The 19,756-nt window shown below is 57.1% G+C and carries 11 protein-coding genes and 1 pseudogene; 10 read left to right on the top strand and 2 right to left on the bottom strand.

Translation table 11 applies throughout. The features are described from left to right. The first annotated feature begins 38 nt into the window (after positions 1-38). A pseudogene (locus PM3016_RS19670) lies at positions 39-4,786 on the top strand (endo-1,4-beta-xylanase). Positions 4,787-4,884: 98 nt separating this feature from the next. On the opposite strand, the gene PM3016_RS19665 reads toward PM3016_RS19670, so the two are convergent. After that, a complete protein-coding gene (locus PM3016_RS19665) occupies positions 4,885-5,562 on the bottom strand; it encodes a nitroreductase family protein (RefSeq protein WP_013918249.1) in 678 nt (225 codons plus the stop codon). Positions 5,563-5,722: 160 nt separating this feature from the next. On the opposite strand from PM3016_RS19665, the gene PM3016_RS19660 reads away from it, so the two are divergent. The 8 genes from PM3016_RS19660 to PM3016_RS19625 all read left to right on the top strand — a co-directional run bounded on the left by PM3016_RS19660 (position 5,723) and on the right by PM3016_RS19625 (position 16,452). Then, complete coding sequence (locus PM3016_RS19660) at positions 5,723-7,072, top strand: aminotransferase-like domain-containing protein (protein ID WP_014370647.1); 1,350 nt, start codon at positions 5,723-5,725, stop codon at positions 7,070-7,072. A gap of 60 nt (positions 7,073-7,132) precedes the next feature. Next, positions 7,133-8,683, top strand: a complete 1,551-nt coding sequence (locus tag PM3016_RS40855) for a response regulator transcription factor (protein ID WP_013918247.1) — start codon at positions 7,133-7,135, stop codon at positions 8,681-8,683. 210 nt (positions 8,684-8,893) lie between these two features. After that, positions 8,894-9,856: an ABC transporter permease gene (locus PM3016_RS19650; protein WP_013918246.1), complete on the top strand. Its 963-nt coding sequence runs from the start codon at positions 8,894-8,896 to the stop codon at positions 9,854-9,856. A gap of 14 nt (positions 9,857-9,870) precedes the next feature. Beyond that, positions 9,871-10,740 (top strand): carbohydrate ABC transporter permease, encoded by an 870-nt coding sequence (locus PM3016_RS19645; protein WP_014370646.1) that lies wholly within the window; start codon positions 9,871-9,873, stop codon positions 10,738-10,740. Positions 10,741-10,770: 30 nt separating this feature from the next. After that, complete coding sequence (locus tag PM3016_RS19640) at positions 10,771-12,417, top strand: type 2 periplasmic-binding domain-containing protein (RefSeq protein ID WP_013918244.1); 1,647 nt, start codon at positions 10,771-10,773, stop codon at positions 12,415-12,417. Between the two features lie 151 nt (positions 12,418-12,568). Continuing rightward, positions 12,569-14,311, top strand: a complete 1,743-nt coding sequence (locus tag PM3016_RS19635; protein WP_014370645.1) for a cache domain-containing sensor histidine kinase — start codon at positions 12,569-12,571, stop codon at positions 14,309-14,311. A gap of 3 nt (positions 14,312-14,314) precedes the next feature. After that, positions 14,315-15,625 carry an ABC transporter substrate-binding protein gene (locus PM3016_RS19630; RefSeq protein ID WP_014370644.1) on the top strand — a complete coding sequence of 437 codons (1,311 nt, stop codon included), beginning with the start codon at positions 14,315-14,317 and terminating at the stop codon, positions 15,623-15,625. Between the two features lie 206 nt (positions 15,626-15,831). After that, complete coding sequence (locus tag PM3016_RS19625; protein ID WP_013918241.1) at positions 15,832-16,452, top strand: DedA family protein; 621 nt, start codon at positions 15,832-15,834, stop codon at positions 16,450-16,452. A gap of 5 nt (positions 16,453-16,457) precedes the next feature. Here PM3016_RS19625 and PM3016_RS19620 read toward each other — a convergent pair whose 3' ends face one another. Beyond that, complete coding sequence (locus PM3016_RS19620; RefSeq protein WP_014370643.1) at positions 16,458-18,173, bottom strand: alpha-keto acid decarboxylase family protein; 1,716 nt, start codon at positions 18,171-18,173, stop codon at positions 16,458-16,460. 259 nt (positions 18,174-18,432) lie between these two features. Here PM3016_RS19620 and PM3016_RS19615 point away from each other — a divergent pair, with 259 nt between their 5' ends. Continuing rightward, complete coding sequence (locus PM3016_RS19615; RefSeq protein WP_014370642.1) at positions 18,433-19,485, top strand: NAD(P)-dependent alcohol dehydrogenase; 1,053 nt, start codon at positions 18,433-18,435, stop codon at positions 19,483-19,485. Positions 19,486-19,756: the final 271 nt, after the last annotated feature.

The following is a 19,756-nucleotide window of genomic DNA, read 5'->3' as shown; positions in this document are numbered from 1 at the left end:
CACTCAAGTTTCTACATCCCTAAGGAGGAGTGCATCAAATGAACCCAAAGCTGAAAACCATCATCTCGTTCATACTCATAGCGGCCTTGCTTATTCCGTCAGGCCGGTTGGCTCCGGCAGCGGAAGCGGCGGCGCCCGACATTCCCGTCCTGCTGTACCATCGGATTGTAGCTGAAGCGACGGATGACTGGACCCATACAAGTACAGCCGAATTCGAAAAGCAGATGGCCTACCTGAGTGACCATGGGTATGACACGTTATCCGCCGAACAGTATGTCGATATCCTGGAAGGAAGGGAAACTCCCCCGGATAAGCCGATTCTGCTGACCTTCGACGATGCGACGCCGGATTTCGTGACCACCGCGCTTCCGATCTTGAAGCGGCACGGGATGCATGCCGTACTGTTTGTCGTCAGCGACTGGATCGGCGGCGGCTACAGCATGAGTACCGCACAATTGGAAGCGCTTGCTCAAGAGCCGGGCGTCAGTCTTCAGAACCACACCAAGACGCACAGCAAATGGAATCTGGACATCCGGGATTACCAAGGAGCAGGCGGCTGATGAGATTGCCCCGGCGAATGGGTACCTGAAGAGCAAGACAGGCCAGGACCCGGCGCTTCTCGCTTATCCATACGGCGCCTACAACGCGAACGCGGAAGCGGCCGCTCAGGAGAACGGCATCCGATACGCCTTTAAAGTGGGCTATCCGAATCAAGGGAAGTACGCGATGGGCCGCCACTACCTGAAGAAAAGCACGACCCTGACGGAGTTCGCCGCGATGGTGGGCGGACCGGCCCCCGCACTGGAGTCGGCGCAGGGCGATCCGGTCACGGTGTACCATGAAGACTTTGCGGACGGCCAAGGAGTCGCAGCGCAGTCGGGCGCAGCGGTGCTTACGCCGGTTACGGGTAAAGGGTTTGCCGGCAACGAGGACGGTGCGGCGCTGTATGTCAGCGGCAGAACGAACAACTGGGATGCGGCGGATTTCAAATTCAGCGACATGGGCCTCGTGAACGGCAAAACCTACACGGTAACCGCCTCCGTATACGTTGACTCGGATGCGGCCGTGCCGGCCGGGGCGCAGGCTTATCTGCAAACCATCGGCAGCTACGGCCTGCTGGCGAATGTGAATTACGAAGCCGGGCAGGCGATCACCCTGACCAAAGAATTCACCGTGGATGCAGCCAAAGACCATACCCTGCGTATTCAATCGAATACGGAAGGGGCCTCGGTTCCGTTCTATATCGGAGATCTGCGGATCACCGAGAAGGCTGCTGCGGGCGGGGAGACGCCTGAAGAGCCGGAACCCCCGAGAGACCCTGCGCTGCCGTTCAGCACGGTCACCTTCGAAGACCAAACGGCAGGCGGCTTTGCAGGCCGGGCCGGCACGGAAACGCTCACCGTCACGAATGAAGACAATCATACGGCAGGCGGCTCCTACGCTCTGAAAGTGGAGGGCCGAACCAACACATGGCATGGTCCCGCCCTGCGTGTGGAGAAGTACGTTGACAAGGGCTACGAGTACAAAGTCTCGGTCTGGGTCAAGCTGATCTCGCCGGCCAGCTCTCAGCTCCAGCTGTCCACGCAGGTGGGGAGCACAAGCCCGAGCTACAACAACATTCTGGCCCAAACGATCTCCACCACCGACGGCTGGGTCCTGTACGAAGGAACCTACCGATATACCAATGTCAGCGACGAGTATTTGACGATCTATATGGAAAGCTCCAATAACAGTACGGCTTCCTTCTATATCGACGATATCAGCTTCACTAGCACGGGCTCCGGTCCGGTTGCCATCCAGAAAGATCTGACTCCGATCCAAGATGCCTACCGGAACGATTTTCTGATCGGCAACGCCGTATCGTCCGCCGACCTGAGCGGGGTAAGACTCGAGCTGCTCAAGATGCACCATCATGTCGTCACGGCGGAAAATGCGATGAAGCCGGATGCCATGCAGCCTCAGAAGGGCAGCTTTACCTTCACCGCAGCCGACAGCATTGTCGATGGAGCGCTGGCCGAGGGACTCCAGGTTCACGGTCACGTGCTGGTCTGGCATCAGCAGACACCGGCGTGGATGAATACATCCGGGGGGGCACCTCTGGGCCGGGAGGAAGCGCTCGCCAACCTGCGGACGCATATCCGGACCGTCATGGAGCATTACGGCGACAAGCTGATCTCCTGGGACGTCGTGAACGAAGCGATGATCGACAACCCGCCGAATCCGGCGGATTGGAAGAACGCGCTGCGCCGGTCCGCTTGGTACAACGCCATTGGACCGGACTTCGTGGAGCAGTCCTACCTGGCGGCCCGTGAGGTGCTGGACGAGCATCCGGAATGGGACATCAAGCTGTATTACAACGACTATAATGAAGATAACGCGAATAAAGCCGAGGCCATCTACCGCATGGTCAAGGAAATCAATGAGACCTACGCACAGACACATCCCGGCAAGCTCCTGATTGACGGCATCGGCATGCAGGCGCATTACAATGTCAACACGAACCCGGAGAATGTGAGACGGTCGCTGGAGAAGTTCATCTCCCTGGGCGTGGAAGTCAGCATCACCGAGCTTGACATTACGGCCGGCAGCAACTCGGAGCTGTCCGAGCAGCAGGCGATTACGCAGGGCTATTTATACGCGCAGCTCCTCAAGCTCTACAAGGAGCATGCGGCCCATATTGCGCGCGTGACCTTCTGGGGACTGAATGATGCCACTAGCTGGAGGTCGGCTCAAAATCCGCTGCTCTTCGACCGGGACCTGCAGGCGAAGCCGGCTTACTATGCCGTGATCGATCCGGACCGGTTCATGGAGGAGCACCCGCCTGTACAGACAACCGCCAACCAGTCCACCGCTGCCTACGGCACGCCTGTATTGGACGGGACGGTGGACGCGGTATGGAGCCAGGCGCCCGGCATCCCGGTGAACCGCTACCAGATGGCATGGCAGGGAGCAAGCGGAACGGCCAAAGGCGCTCTGGGATGATCAGCACCTGTATGTACTGATCCAGGTCAGCGACTCGCAGCTGGACAAAGCAAGTGCGAACGCCTATGAACAGGATTCCGTCGAAATTTTCCTGGACCAGAATAATGGCAAATCCTCGTCCTATCAAGAGGACGACGGACAGTACCGGGTGAACTTCGACAACGAGACCTCATTCAATCCGGGGAGCATCGCGGAAGGCTTCGAGTCCGCAGCCCGGGTCTCCGGTACCAACTACACGGTGGAAGTGAAGATTCCGCTGCGGTCGGTCACACCGGCCAACGACACCAAGCTGGGCTTTGACGTTCAGATCAATGACGCCAAAGACGGCGCCCGGCAGAGCGTGGCTGCCTGGAACGATACGACCGGCATGGGCTGGCAGGACACCTCCGTCTACGGTGTGCTCACCCTCACCGGCAAAGGCACCGGCGGCGGCACGGACGGCGGCGATAGCGGTGAAGGTGGGGATGGTGACGGTGATAGTGGTGACACCGACAACGACAACGACAACGACACCGACAATGGTAACCAAAACGGAGGAAGCAGCAATAACGGCGGCTCCAATAATAACGGTGGGAGCAGCAACAGCAGTGGGAGCAATCAAAACGGCAGTAACAACAACAATAATAATGGCAGCAATCATACTGGCGGCCCAGTCAGGCTGAAACCGGAAGTAAAGACAGCGAACGGACGGGCTACGGGCACGATCTCGGGCGACAGCTTGACCCAAGCGCTCGAGCAAGCGGTACCCGATGCGGGCGGCAGGAAACAAATCGTTATCGAGCTGCCCAAGCAGGCGGATGCCACCGCTTACGAAGTGCAGCTGCCGGCTCAAAGCTTGAAGGGCCAGGCGAACTTCGAGCTTCTGCTCCAAACAGAGAGCGCGGCACTCCGGATTCCAAGCCGCATGCTCTCGGGTGCAGCCGTTACCGCTGAGCAGGTGTCCATCCGTGTAAGCCAAGCCACTTCGGATCACTGGGATGAGACCACCCGCGAGCGGATCGGCAGCCGTCCGGCCATCGAGCTGCACCTGACAGCAGGCGGTCAGGTGATCCCATGGAACAACCCGGATGCCCCTGTAACGGTCGCCTTCCCGTATAAGCCGACCGCGGAAGAGCTAGAGCATCCGGAACAGATCGTCGTATGGTATATCGACGGCAGGGGCAGTGCGTCACCGATTCCGAACGGCCGCTACGATGAGGCATCGGGGATGGTGGTTTTCCAAACGCACCACTTCAGCACCTATGCGGCTGCCTATGCCTCCATGGTCTTCGATGACCTGGAGAGCGTGCCTTGGGCCAAAGGAGCCATTGACGCGATGGCCGCCCGCAATGTCATCCAAGGCACCGCCGAGAACCGCTTCACTCCCGGCGCATCGATCAAGAGAGCGGACTTCATCGCGCTTCTTGTCAGAGGGCTTGAACTGCAGGCCTCAGGCGGGAAGGAAGCCATGTTCAGCGATGTCGGGACGACAGCTTATTATTATGGGGAGCTGGCAGTCGCCCAAGAGCTGGGGATCGCCACCGGCCTGGAGGACCACACGTTCCAGCCGGACAGCCCGATCTCCCGTCAGGATATGATGGTGCTGACGGCACGCGCGCTCTCAGCTGCCGGCAAGCAAGTCCCCGCAGGTGCAGATTTAGGGGCTTATTCCGACGCGGAGAGGATCGCGAGTTACGCGAAAGACAGCGCATCCGCACTGGTGCAGCTGGGTGTCGTGAACGGCAAAGACGGCGCCATCGCGCCGAACGATCCTCTCACCCGCGCGGAAGCAGCCGTGATCTTGTACCGCATCTGGAAACTGTAACAGCGAGGGGAACGGAGTCTGGGAGGGGGCAAGCGCCCCCTCCTTTTTGCGGTTTGCGTCGGGATACGTATGATTTTAGAGCCGCCATGATACACAGATCAACCGGGAGTGTCTCCCTCCTCCGGCTCAAACCCGTTCCAGACCACCGTCTGCTCCACCGGGAAGCGGGAGGTAGGCCGGGCCGGCTTAGCCGCCCTGCCAATGGCTACGAGCAGGACCGGAATATAGCGCGGCGGCACATGGAACGCCCGGACGAAAGCATCGGCGTCGAAGCCGACCATCGGTCCCGAGTCGAGTCCCTTCGCTTTCGCGGCAAGCATCAGCTGCATGGCGGCCAGCGATGCGTTGCGGATCGCTTCATCGCGCCGATAGGGGGAAGAGGCGTCCACCGCATAAGCTTCCTCGATCTGGGAGAACAAGATCCGTTCGGAAGCGTAGCCGGCGTAAGCATCCTGGAGTCCGGCCCGGATGACGGGACTGTACACGGCTTCGGCATTCCGGTTGGCCTGTAGGTCCCCGAGGACGGCGACGGTCGCGGAAGCGTCCACGACTTGTTTTTGGTCGCAAGCGATTGGAAGCAGCTTGGCCTTGGCGGCTGCATCCGTGAAGACCACGAACTTCCAGTGCTGAAGATTCCAGGACGACGGGGCGCTGCCCGCCAGCTCCAGGAGCTCCTTGATCTCGTGTTCGCTGAGCCGGTGCGCTGCATCAAAGTGTCTGACGGAATGGCGCTCACGCATGATGGTGACCGCATCGGTTGAAACGGTGGATGACATCTCGATCGTCTCCTTTATATGAACTCTCCTTACTGGCCTTGCTCTGTTGATTCCCATGATAAGCCGGCATGCGGCCTGCAGCAATGTCCTTTTTGCCAAACTGTATCGATACAGTTCGGCGGATGTAATATAATGGATGGAGGAAAGCGGGGGGAGCCAAGTGACGAAATATGCGGAGATCCTCGCCGATCTCGAGCGCAAGATCCAGGAAGGACATTATGTATCGGGTCAAAAGCTGCCTTCGATCCGCCATGCCGCGAAGCAGTATGCCTGCAGCATCAGCACCATCACAAGGGCCTACTCGGAACTGGAGAAGCGCCACGCCGCCTACTCGATTGCGCAAAGCGGCTATTACGTGGTGGATAAGCCGGGGAGCCGCAGCCCTGTGACAGAGAGCGCGAAGATTGATTTTGCCTCCATATCGCCGGATCCGAGCGTGTTTCCGTATCTGGATTTCCAGCACTGCCTGAACCAAGCCCTGGATACCTACAAATCCGATTTGTTCACCTGCGGTGAGGCCGAAGGGCTGGATACGCTTCGTCATACGCTCGTTTCGCATTTGGCCGGTGATCAAGTATTCTCCAAAGCGGAACGGATCTTCGTCACGCCGGGGGCTAATCGGGCGCTTGAGATCTTGGCCAAAATGCCGTTTCCGAACGGGAAGTCGGTCATCCTTGTCGAGCAGCCGAGCTATGATCTTTATTTACGGTTCCTCGAGGCGGAGGGCGTTCCGGTATGCGGGATCGCCCGCACGGCAGCGGGCCTGGACTTAGGTGAACTGGAAGCGAAATTCAGACAGGGCGGAATCAAGTTCTTCTACACGATGCCCAGGTACCACAGCCCGCTCGGCACCTCGTACCGGGCGGATGAGAGGAAAGCCATCGCCCGATTGGCCAGCCAATATGACGTCTACGTCGTAGAGGACGATTATATGGCGGATCTGGGGGAAGATCCGGGCACCGATCCCGTCTACGCTTACAACCGCACTTCGCACGTCGTGTATTTGAAAAGCTTCTCGAAAATCATTTTCCCGGGACTGCGGCTCGGCGCCGCCGTGATCCCGGAGAAGCTGCTGGAGACATTCCGCACTTTCAAAAGATACGCGGACACCTCGCAGCTGTCCCAGGCGGCACTCGAAGTGTATATCAAAAGCGGCATGTACGAGCGGCACAGACACAAAATACGCGCATCTTATACGGCACGGATCAGCGCTCTGACTGAGGCGGTACGGCGGCATAACGAAGCTGGATTGCTGCAGATCCCGGATATCCGATCCGGTGTGTACGTTCCGTTCAAGCTGCCGCTGACGGTCAATCTGGAACGGCTCACCGAGCGGCTTGCGGCCAAGGAGATTCTGGTCGTCTCCGGCAAGCGGTTTTATTTAAAGGAATACAGGGAGCGGGAGAAGTTCCTGCGGATCAGCATCGCGAGAGCGCAGCCGGGGCAAATCGAGCAGGGGGTCCGGGAGATCATCGAAGAAGTGAGGCGGGAGGTCGGGTCCCCCTACTGATAGCGCGGCGGCTGCAGCGGCCATTCATAAGAACAGGGCAGATGCATGGGAGGAACCGGGATGTATAAAGTGCTGCTGGTGGATGATGAATTCATTATTCTGGACGGCATCTCATCGGTCGTCGATTGGGGGGCGGTCGGGACGGAGTTAAGCGGTACGGCGGAGAACGGAGTGGAAGCGCTTGAGTTTGTCAGGCGGAACCCGCCGGACATCATCATAACGGATATCCGCATGCCGGGCATGGACGGCTTGGAACTCGTGGCGGCCGTATCGAAGGAGTATCCGCAGATTTCGTTCGTCCTGCTCTCCGGATTCTCGGAATTCGACTATGCCCAAACCGCCATGCAGTACGGCGTGAAGCATTATTTGCTGAAGCCCTGCAGTGAAGAGAAGCTTGTCGAGGCACTGACAGAGCTTGTGGCCGAGATCCGGGAACGGGACGACAGGGAAGGGTTCGTCCGATCGATCAAGCTCAGCCTGGAGCGTGTGATGCCGCACGCGAAGGAGCAGTTCCTGAAGGAGTTCGTCACGAACAAAACGTACGGAGCCAGGGAGTGGGATTACTTCAAGGAAGTGTACGGGCTTCCGTTTCAGAGCCAGACGGTCCGGCTGCTGCTGATCGAGCTGGAAGGAGAGCACGAGTACGAGCATTTGTTCGCTGTGAAAAACATTGCGGAGGACATCTTCCCGAACCCGCTGCTGAGCTCGACGGCGGGAGGCCATGTGCTTCTGCTGATGGAGGATACCCTGCCGCAGGAAGAACTGTTCGAGCGCATCGACATGGTCCGTTCGACGTTCATGCGGTATTACCGCACCGACCTGACGGCCGCCCTCAGTGAACCGGGGCAGCTGACGCAGGCGCGCCGCCTGTATAAGCAGACGATCGAGTGCCTGAACCACCGGTTCTATCTGGAGGAAGGGAGCCTGATTACGGAGCGGGACATTTCCATACAAGGGGACGCCGATCATCACGGCTTCACCTATGACGAGGAGCGGCTGATCATGCCGATCAAAGCCGGCGCCTGGCAGGATGCCGAGCGGGAGCTGCTGCTGGTATTCAGGCAGCTGGGAGAGCTCAGGCTCGACATTGCGGCGACCAAATCATACGTCATCCAGCTGTTCATGGCCATGATCCGCCTCTGCGATCCGGAGCGGATGAGCGGTTACCTGACGCAGCTGACCGGCATTCTGGACTCAACCAAGCTTCAATCGATGCATCACTTGGTCATGTCGGTAGCGGAAGAAATCACCCGGGAGCGGTACGAACGGAACCGGAACAAGCAGTCGCAGATTGTGATGACGGTGAAGAAGATCGTGGAGCGGCATCTTCATGATGAGACGCTTTCGCTGCAGATGGTGGCGAAGGAGATCTTCATGAACCCCGATTATGTCGGCAAGATGTTCAAGAAAGAAACGGGAGAAAAATTCACCAACTTTGTCCTGCGCAGCCGCATTGAGCTGGCGCTGGAGAAGATCCGCAGGTCTTCGGAGCAGCTGACCATCTCCGAGCTGGCGGAGAAGACGGGCTTCGGCGACAACACGCCTTATTTCAGCAAGATCTTCAAGAGATATACCGGCTACTCCCCGTCGGAATACCGGAAAGCCCCTTGATGCAGCATATCGATTCCAATGAACCCTTTCAGGCCGCGATCCGCGGTTAGCGAGGGTTTCTTTTTGTTTTTTCTGACACCGGTCTGTCGGATTTTTCCGGTTTTGTAACATAAATCCCTCTGTTTTGAGCATGGGAGCGGAGCTGCAAACGCTGTAAAGTAAGGATGTAAGCGTAGTCATCGACAAATTATACGGGGAGGGGCCCAAGGAATGGAGCTAAAGCATCAGCTGCCGGCCAAAGCGGAAGTGCTGAAGACGAGCAGAGTGAAGTTCTACAAGAAGGAAATCCTGCGGAATAAATATGTGTATCTCATGCTGCTTCCAGTGATCCTTTATTATCTGATTTTCCATTACGGACCCATGTACGGCCTGCTGATGGCCTTCCAGAAGACCTACAGTCCGGTGAAGGGCATCCTGGCGGGAACCTGGATCGGCTTCGACAACTTCAAGATGTTCTTCGAAAGCTATTATTTCTGGCGGCTGATCAAGAACACCCTGATCTTAAGCTTCTTCAGTATCGTGCTGGGCTTTCCGGCTCCGATCATCCTGGCCCTGCTGCTCAACGAGGTCCGCGTCAAATGGTTCAAGAGCACGGTGCAGACGGTGAGCTACCTGCCTCACTTTATCTCCGTTGTGGTGGTCGTAGGAATGCTGAAGAGCTTCTCGGCGCTGGACGGCGGCCTGTTCAATGTCTTCCGGAGCCTCTTCGCGCTCGAGCCGGTGATGTTCCTGGCCGAGAAGGATATGTTCCGCCCGCTCTATATCCTGTCGAACATCTGGCAGGGAGCAGGCTGGGGTTCGATCATCTTCCTGGCGGCCCTCGCCGGCATCGACTCCCAGCTGTATGAAGCGGCGAAGATCGACGGGGCCGGGCGCTGGAAGCAGCTGCTGCATATCACGATTCCCGGGATTATGCCGACGGTGGTCGTTCTCCTGATCCTGCGGCTGGGTGCCGTGATGAACGCCGACTTCCAGAAGATCCTGCTGATGCAGACGGCGCCGACCTACGAGACCTCGGACGTCATCTCGACCTTCGTGTACCGCTCAGGTATCCTCGAGGGCAACTATACGTATTCGACGGCGATCGGACTGTTCAACGGCGTCATCAACTTCGGCCTTCTGATCCTCGCCAACACCATCAGCCGCAAGCTGAATTCAAGCAGTCTGTGGTAGGAGGGAGAATACTGATGAAACGATCGACAGGCGAGCATATTTTCGATGCCGTGAATGTGGTGCTTCTGTGCGGTGTCATCGCCATCTCATTTTATCCGATGCTGTATATCTTCAATTCCTCGGTCAGCGATCCGGATCAGATGTTAAGATCACGATCCTTCATGCTGCTGCCGGAAGGCTTCCAGCTGGAAGCGTACAAGCATGTGTTCCAGAATCCCAAAATCTTCAGCGGCTACATGAACACGCTGTTCTACGTGGTCGTAGGCACCGCCGTCAACCTGCTCATGACCTCCTTCGCCGCCTATGGGCTGTCCCGTGCGGACCTGTTCGGCAGAAAGCTGCTGATGAAGCTGATCACCTTCACGATGTTCTTCGGCGGAGGGATGATTCCGACCTTCCTGCTCATTCAAAATCTGGGAATGGTCAACAGCCGGTGGGCCATCCTTATTCCGGGAGCGATCAGCACCTTCTACTTCCTGATCATGAAGACCAACTTCGAGAGCATTCCGGACAGTCTGATCGAATCGGCCAAGCTGGACGGGGCCAATGACTTCACCATCCTGTTCCACATCGTGCTGCCGCTGTCCAAAGCGATTCTTGCCGTCATGACCCTGTATTACGCGGTGGATCACTGGAACGATTATGTCGCTCCGATGCTCTATCTGAGGAATCAGGACCTCTACCCGATCCAGATCGTGCTCCGTGATATTCTCATCAGCTCCAGTACGGAGGCGATGGGCGGAGGCGTCGATACGGGCTTCGCCATCGGCGAGAACATCAAGTATGCGACCATTATCGTCTCTACGCTGCCGATCGTGCTGGTGTACCCGTTTATCCAAAAGTATTTTGTTCAGGGCGCCCTGATCGGTGCCGTGAAACAATAAAAACCAACACTTCAAGGAGGCTTTTGTTCGATGAAAAAAAAGATGGGGTCCGTCGTATTGTGTTCTATCCTGGTAACCACCACCCTGGCCGGCTGTTCGGGCGCCGAACCGGAAAGCGGCAGCGGCGCTAACCCACCGGCCCAAGCGGATGGACCGAAGCTGACGGAAATTCCGCTTCCGATCACGAAGGAGCCGTTTACGATCAACTACTGGCGTGCCAATGACGCCAAGCTGACCGCTTCGCTGCAGAACTTCGGGGAAGTGGCCGCCTACAAGAAGAAGGCCGAGCTCACCGGCATCACGGCCAAATTCACCCATCCGCCTCTTGGGCAGCAGAAGGATCAATTCAACCTGCTCATCGCCACGAACGATCTGCCGGACGTGATCTACTATAACTGGGCAGACGCAGTGGGCGGACCGGAGAAAATGATCGAAGACGGACGCATTATCCGACTGAACGAGCTCATCGACCAATATGCCCCGAATTTGAAGAAGATCATCGAAAGCGATCCGGATGTGAAGAAGCAGATCACGCTGGACGACGGCACGATCTACATGTTCCCCCTGATGAAGCTGGATGCGCTCAAGTTGAATGCGACCACCGGACTGATTCTGCGCAAGGATTGGCTGAACAAGCTGGGTCTGAAGGAGCCTGCGACGATCGACGAGTGGTACAGCGTTCTCAAAGCGTTCAAGGAGAAGGATCCGAACGGCAACGGCAAGGCGGATGAACTGCCGTTCACCGGCAACTGGGGACCGGGCAATCTGACCAAGCTCCATGACTTTGCGCCGGCCTTCGGCATCATCGGAGGCTTCATGATGAAGGGGGACAAAGTCGCCTTCGGTCCGGTGGAGCCGGAATACAAGAAGTTCTTGGAGGAGATGGCCAAGTGGTACAAGGAAGGTCTTGTCGACCCGGAGATTCTGACCAATGACGGCAAAGCCTTCGACTACAAGGTAACGAACAATCTGGCCGGCTCCTATGTCGGCGGCGTGTTCAGCGGCATGGGCAAGTACTACAACCTGATGAAGGATCAGGCGGGCTTTGAGCTGACCGGGGTTCCATCGGCACTGGCTCCGGACGGCAAATCGTATGCCGCCTTCAATCTGAACCAGAAGGTGCTGACGTACGGCGAGGCGATTACCTCCAGCGCAAGCAAGGACAAGCAGAAATATATCGTGCAGTGGATGGACTTCAATTACAGCCCTCAGGGGCATGCGCTGTTCAACTTCGGGATCGAAGGCGAAAGCTACACCAAGGAAGGCGACAAGATCAAGTTCTCCGACACCATCCTCAAGAATCCGAAGGGGCTGACGTATGATCAGGCCCTCGCGAGCTATGCCCTGTCCATCATGGACGGGCCGATCAATCAGGACGGCAAATACGTGGATGCACTCATGTTCAACCAGGGCCAGCGGGATGCCAATGCCAACTGGATGAAGCAGAGCCCGGCACTGACGCTCCCGCCGATCCGTTTGACTGTGGATGAAGCCAGACAAAGCACCTCGATCATGAGCCAGGTGAATACGTATATCAACGAAACGATGACCGCCATTATTTCCGGCAAGAAGCCGGTATCGGAATACGATACGATGGTGAAGACGATCAAGAGCATGGGCATCGACGAGGCGATTAAGGTGCATCAAGCCGCATATGACCGTTACTCGAAGAAATAAGCGGCTTTCGACAGGGGACTGCTTTCCGGAACTGTATGCCCGGGGAGCGGTCTCCTGCAGTGAATACGCGAAAAAAAGCAGTGCGCCGGTATCTCGATTCACCTGATTATGGTAACCTCAAGGGAGAACAGATATAAAGGGGCGCGATCACATGAAGGCCTTCCGCAACCTGAGGATTAAAGTCAAGCTGTTCCTAATGATTATCCTGCTGCTGATCCTGATCATTCTGCTGGCCTTCGGTTCTCTCTACTATTCGTATTCCATCTATGACAAGCAGCTGTACGAGAAATCATCCCGCCTGCTGAATCTGTCTTCGACGACCGTGGATACGGAGCTGAAGAAGCTTGAGACCTTGTCCCTGAATATCATTGCGGACAGCCGGATTCAGCAGGGCTTGAAGGAGCTCGGCGGCAATCCCATGGAATATAACGGGTATACCATCCGCAGGACGCTGGCGGAACGACTGTGGGAGCTGATCAGCTCGGATGACCGCTACGTGCAGTCGGTCCACCTGATCGACTCCCAGGGCAGAGAGAGCAAATACGGGGATTCGATCTTGTTCTCGGAGCAAAAAAACGTGCAGATGATCCAGGAAGCAAAGCGGGGGAATGGGGCTGTGCGCTGGCTGTATCCGGACGCTTCGGACCCCATGCTGATTATGGTGCGGGAGGTCCGTTCCTATGAACCGCTGACGCTGAAGCCGATCGGCACGCTGTTCCTGCGGATCAACATCAAGCGTCTTGTGGAGGATTATGCCGGGATCGCAGCCGAGAACAGCGACATTATTCTGAAGTCGGGGCCTTCCATGGTCTATCCGTACCGGGAGATTCCGGAGAACACGGCGGAAGCCCTGCAGCCCTTGGCTTCGCCGGAAGGGTATGTTATCACGGCGCTGAACGGAGACGCGGCGTTCGTCTCCCAGGTGAAATCCCCGTACACCGGATGGATATTCTATAATATCGTCCCGTACAATGAGATCTTCCAAACGATCATCTGGCTGAAGAATTCGATGATTGTCCTCTTCATTGCAGCTGTGATCGTCGTGGACGCCATCGGCATGGTATTTGCCCGGAGCCTGACCAAGCCGATTGAGTCGCTGATCGGCGAGATGAAGGACATCCAGAAGGGCGACCTTGAGAGTCTGGATGCGGATGCGCTGTCAGCGCCGATCCAGCAGATGGACGAGGTCGGACTGCTGCACCGGAACTTCCGGCTCATGATGGCCCGCATCCAGACTCTCATCAAAGAGAACTATGCGAAGCAGCTGACGATCAAGGAGACGGAGTTCAAGGCGCTGCAGGCCCAGATCAACCCCCACTTCCTGTACAACACGCTGGAGTCCATCAACTGGATGGCAAAGAAGAATGCCCAGAAGGAGATCTCCAGCATGGCCGTCTCGCTCGGCTTCCTGCTCCGTACGTCGATCAGCCTGAAGCAGAATACGATTACGCTCGGGGAGGAGCTGGATATCGTCGATCACTACATTCGAATCCAGACCTACCGGTTCCGGAGCCGGCTTGATTTTCGAATGGAGGTTCCGGATGCATACCTGACGGCCGCTCTCCCGAAGCTGACGCTGCAGCCGCTCCTGGAGAATGCGATCCAGTACGGGCTGGAGCCGAAGATCGGGCCCTGCACGATCCGTGTCTATGCGGAAGCGGTAGAGGACAAGCTCTTCCTGGTGGTGGAAGACAACGGAGCGGGCATGGAGGAGGAGTACGTGCAGCGGCTTCTGCAGGGCGCGGTTCAGACAAGGGGAACGGGCATCGGTCTGCTGAACATCAGGGAGCGGATCCAGCTGACGTTCGGTGAACCGTACGGGATTGAAGTCGAGAGCCGCAAGGGCGCCGGGACCAGGGTTAAAGTCCTGCTTCCCCTGCAGCAGGAGGGCTGAAGAGTGAGAAAGCACATCTTGGTACTATTATCGGTCATTCTGACAGTATCCCTGACAGGGTGTGCCTCATTAAGCAGACCCGACGCTTCCGTAAGGAAGCAAGAAACCGTCACCCTGAGGGTCGCTTGGTGGGGGAATCCGCATCGCAATGAATTGACCGCTGGGGTCATTGAGAAGTATATACAGCAGAATCCGCATGTGGAGATCGAGTACGAGTACTCCGGCTTTAACGAATACTGGAAGAAGATGGCCCCTCTGGCAGCAGGCAATGCGCTTCCCGATGTCATGCAGATGGATATCTCGTACCTCCGTCAGTACGGGTCCCTGAATCTCCTCGAAGATCTGACCCCATACACCCAGAATGGACTGATCGACACGGCCCATATCAGCGAACGCCATCTGTCCGGGGGGAGATTGGACGGCAGGCTCTTCGGCTTCAATCTGGGCGTGAACGCATTGAACGGCCTCTACGACCCGGAAGTGTTCCGAGCGAACGGCATAGCGGAGCCTCCGCCCGGGTGGACCTGGTCAGACTTTGACGCGATGGGCGAGCAGCTGAAGGGAAAAGGGGTCTATCTCGGCACCGCGTTCACGCCGGAGCAGTTCTTCTCCTATTATCTGAGACAGCATGGCTCCTCTCTGTTCGCCGAAGACGGCACCCGGCTGGGCTATGAGGATGACCGGCTGTTCATCGACTACTTCGGCCGGATGCAGCGCATGGCGAGGGATAAGCTCATCTATTCGCCCGATATTTGGACCTCCGACATCAACAACCTGGCGTCGGACCCGTTCAATCAAGGGCAGGCCCTGCTTGGCTGGGGGTATTCGAACCAGTTTATCGATATGGCACGGATCTACGGCAAACCGCTCAAGATCGTTCCGATGCCGGGACCCCATACGGACAAAGGACTGTTCCTGAAGCCGGGGATGTTCTTCTCCATTACGAAGAGCTCGAAGCACAAAGAGGAAGCGGCCCGGTTCATCAGCTACTTCGTTAACGATCTGGAGGCCAATAAGCTGATGAAGGGGGACCGCGGCGTACCGGTTTCCTCGAAAGTGATCGAGGGTATGCTGCCGCACCTCGAGCCGGAGCTTGCGCAGGTGTTCGAGTACTTGGCCTGGGTGGAGAAGAACAGCGCCCCGATGGACCCCCCGGACCCGCTCGGCTCCTCGGAAGTGACCAAGGTGCTGCGGGACCTGTACGACCAGCTGCTGTTCGACCGGGTGACACCGGAGACGGCCGCAGCGGAATTCCGGCGGAAGGCGAACGGGATCCTGTCCATGAATCGGTCCATGGAGCAGGGCCGTCCGTAATTCCCGCAGTAATGCTCTGCGGAATAGAGAACGCTTGCTGAGAGCCGGCTGCCGGTTCCTGCAAGCGTTTTTACTGCCAGGGGACATCCCGGCAGGGGCCATTGAATCGCTCGTCTGCTGATTCAGCCGGTGATTTCATTGTTAAACAATAGTGAAACGCTCGGGCACCTCTTTTGGCGCGTTTCGGGAAGGAGGGGTGATCATCCATGAAACAATGGATCACAGAGTTCATGAGTGACTTCGGGTACCTGGGTGTCTTTGCGCTCATCGCCCTGGAGAGCGTGTTTCCTCCCATCCCGTCTGAGCTCATTCTAACCCTGAGCGGGTTTATGACCACCACTGCGGGCCTGAGCATCTGGGGGGTCATTCTGTCCGCTACCGCCGGTTCACTGGCCGGGGCCCTCTGCCTGTATGCTGCCGGCAGACGGATGTCACCCGCTCGGATGGAATCGTTCGTTACCCGTTACGGGAGATTACTGCGCTTGAAACGGGAGGATATCCGGAGAGCCCAATCGTGGTTCGAGGCCTATGGAGCATGGGCGGTCGGGATCGGACGTCTGGTTCCCTTACTCCGCAGCCTGATCTCGATTCCTGCGGGCAGTACCTCCATGAAGCTGTCTTCCTTTGTTTTGTTTACCGTGCTGGGGTCGCTGATCTGGAATTCCGTCCTGGTGTATGCGGGTGCGGCCGTCGGAGCCTCTTGGGAGAACATAGCGGGGGTCCTGGACACGTATTCCCATGTCGTCTATGCAGGTATAGCGGTCGGGGTGATCTTCTTTTTATGGCGGCTCGCCAGAAGACGCAGCCGGGAAGAAGCAGGGGAATGATGGGCTCACGATACAGGGAGCGGCTTCACCGGGCTTCCGGAAGTGAGGATGTTTCCGAAGGATCTCAGCAGCTCCGGGGCGTCCGTCCGATCCATGACGACTTCGATGAACACCAGGCGGTCCGAAAGCTCCGCTTTCTCCAGGGCTTCGGCCAATTGGATCTCATCGGTCACCCGCAGGCTGATGAAGCTGCCGAACTCGCCGAATACATGCGGGAGCAGATCATAGTTCCAAGGCTGAATATCATTGTACGGATTGTCGATAGGGTGTACAAGCCGCTCAATCGTATAACCGTCATTGTTGATCAGGAAAATGACGGGCTTCAGGCGCTGCGCCAGGAGGGTGGACAATTCCTGTGCCGAGATCTGAAACGCGCCGTCGCCGATCAGCAGTACATTGCGTCTGTCGGGTGCCGCCATTTGTGTCCCAAGCAAGGCCGGCAGGGAGTACCCGATGGAAGCCCATAAGGGTTGGGCGACGAAGGAGGCCTTCGCAGGGAAGGGAATGGAGATCGCGCCGAACAAGGCGGTTCCTGTGTCTGCCAGGACCACATCGCGGGGCTGAAGAAATTCGCTGATCATCCCCCAGAACCTTTCTTGGCTGATCCTGCCGGATCCATGGGGAGAGAGAATTTCGATTCGGGGGGATTGACGTGCCTGGAGGGACAGAAGGTTTGCCTGTTCCATGGAGCGCCTGCGAATTCGGGGAATGAGCTGCTCCAGCACATCGCTCATGACGACGTCCGGATAATCCACCTGACCGATCTGGGCACAGGAGGGATGGAGCTCAATCATTTTTTCCGGGGGAAGGTTGTGCGTGAATCCGCCGGTCACCACATCGTTCAGTCTCACACCGATACTGAGGATGCAGTCCGCGCTGTCTATCATGCTGCTTACATAGGGGTCACTTATCTTGCCCGAATACACTCCGATAAATTGCGGGTGATTCTCATCGATCACGCCTTTGCCCATACTTAAGGATGCAGCCGGATAACCGGAATGGTTGACGAAGGACCGCAGCGCGTCCGTCAGATGATACCGGGAGACTTCATAGTCGGCAAGAATGACCGGAAAGGACGCATTGTTCAAAGCTTCAGCGGCCAAGGTAAGAAAAGACTGCAGACGACCGGGGTCGCTTGAAAATCGCGGAAGGCTCAAAGGACCCTTCGGGCACGGGACGGATTGATAACAAACATCCGATGGAAGATAAATGTAGACCGGACGCTTCTGCAGCCAGCAAGCGGCGAGAACGCGGTCGATTTCCTCGGGTGCATTATCGGCGGTCAATGAGGTTTGTGCGACGGTCACTTCTTTGTACATGGACGAAAAATGGGTATAATCCCCGTCACCGAGCGTGTGATGGATCCGTTTCCCCTGCACGGAAGCCGAGGTGGAAGGGGCTCCCGTAATCTGGATGACGGGCACGTGTTCGGCGTAAGCACCGGCTATGCCGTTCAACGCGCTGAGCTCCCCGACCCCGAACGTGGTCACGAGTGCTCCGATGCCGCGGATCCGCGCATAGCCGTCCGCTGAGTATGCAGCATTCAATTCATTACAGTTGCCGACCCAGGATACTTCCCCGGATGCTTCGATCTGATCCAGGAAGTGGAGGTTGAAGTCCCCGGGAACCCCGAAAATGTGCTCGATCCCTACCTCTTTCATGCGATAAATCAAATAGTCTCCCACCGTGCAGAATTCCGTCACGTTTACCGCTGCAATCATGAATTTCCCTCCTGCCTCATCGGTATCGGTCATGTCCATCCCTATACTAGCTTCAGGGTCAAGAAATGATCAAGTAAAGCTTTTGTAACCGCTGGACCGGCAGTCAGGCTCCAACTCTTCTATTGAGAATGCCGTTCTGTCCGGCCGTGTTTCTATAGTTTCTGTTAATTTGCCGCCTCCGCCGAGTTCTGAGGGAATTCCTGTGTTAGAATCACATATGAATTCTCAGGACAACTTCCACAAAGGAGACGGACGGCTGATGAAAGCACATTCCCTGTGTATTCCGAGCACGGGCGCACCGCTTGAGCACACGGTCATTGAGCGAAGGGGGCTTCGGGAAGAGGACCTTCTGATCGACATCCAGTACTCGGGGATCTGCCACAGTGATATTCACCAGGGCAAGGGTGATTGGGGAGGGGGAATCTTTCCCATGGTTCCCGGCCACGAGATTGTCGGGACCGTTGCTGCCGTGGGTACGGGTGTAACCAAGTTCTCCGTAGGGGACCGTGTCGGCGTAGGCTGCTTTGTCAATTCGTGCGGTGAGTGTAAGTACTGTCTGGCCGGCGAGGAGCAGTTCTGTCAAAAAGGGGTTGTGTTCACCTATAACGCGATGGACTATGACGGAGCTCCCACATATGGAGGATACAGCCAGAGCATCGTGGTCACCGAACGCTTCGTGGTCCGGATCCCGGACCGTCTCAGCCCGGATGCCGCCGCACCTCTGCTGTGCGCAGGCATAACCACCTATTCCCCGTTAAAACATTGGCATGCCGGTCCTGGCAAGAAAGTCGCCATTGTGGGCATGGGGGGACTCGGGCATCTTGCCGTGCAGTTCGCCCGTGCTATGGGGGCGGAGGTGACGGTGCTCAGCCAATCTGCAAGCAAACAGGAAGAAGCGCTGCAATTGGGAGCCCGCTCGTTCTACTCTACCCGGAACGAGGAGACCTTCTCCAAGCTGGCCGGAGCGTTCGATCTCATGATCAATACCGTATCGGCGAACATCGACATCAATGCCTACCTCTCCCTCTTGAGCGTGGATGGCACGCTTGTGAATGTCGGCCTTCCCGTTAACCCTGATTCCTATCATGCCTTCCCGCTGATCATGTCGCGCCGGAGCATCTCCGGTTCGTTCGTCGGCGGGATTCGGGAAACGCAGGAGATGCTTGATTTCTGCGCGGAGCACGGCATCGCTCCGATGATTGAAGTGATCGGGGCGAATGCGGAAGAAGTGCAGCAGGCATGGACGCGTGTGGAACAAGCGGATGTCCGTTACCGCTTCGTGATCGACACTTCTACATTCCCGCAAGAGTAACAACGAAGCTGGCATCGGGACTCCACCGGTGTCAGCTCCTATCCTATCCGGGGGGATGGAACAGAGGAGGGACCTCAGTGGAACACGATAACGACAGCCAGACTTCCGCATTAAAGTCATGCAAGCGGTGCGGCGGCACGGAGTTTGGTCATGGCAAGATCGTGGGGGAGGGCAGCGTTTACCCCCTTAAAGCAAGATTCGCCATAGGCGGTTCGGAGCTCGTTTTGGAATTTTGCCTGGATTGCGGAGAAGTGGACTCCTTGAGAGTGAA

This window comes from Paenibacillus mucilaginosus 3016, assembly GCF_000250655.1.
In the GTDB taxonomy this organism is placed as follows: Bacteria; Bacillota; Bacilli; order Paenibacillales; family NBRC-103111; genus Paenibacillus_G; species Paenibacillus_G mucilaginosus.
This window is presented reverse-complemented; position numbering and strand designations above follow the sequence as displayed.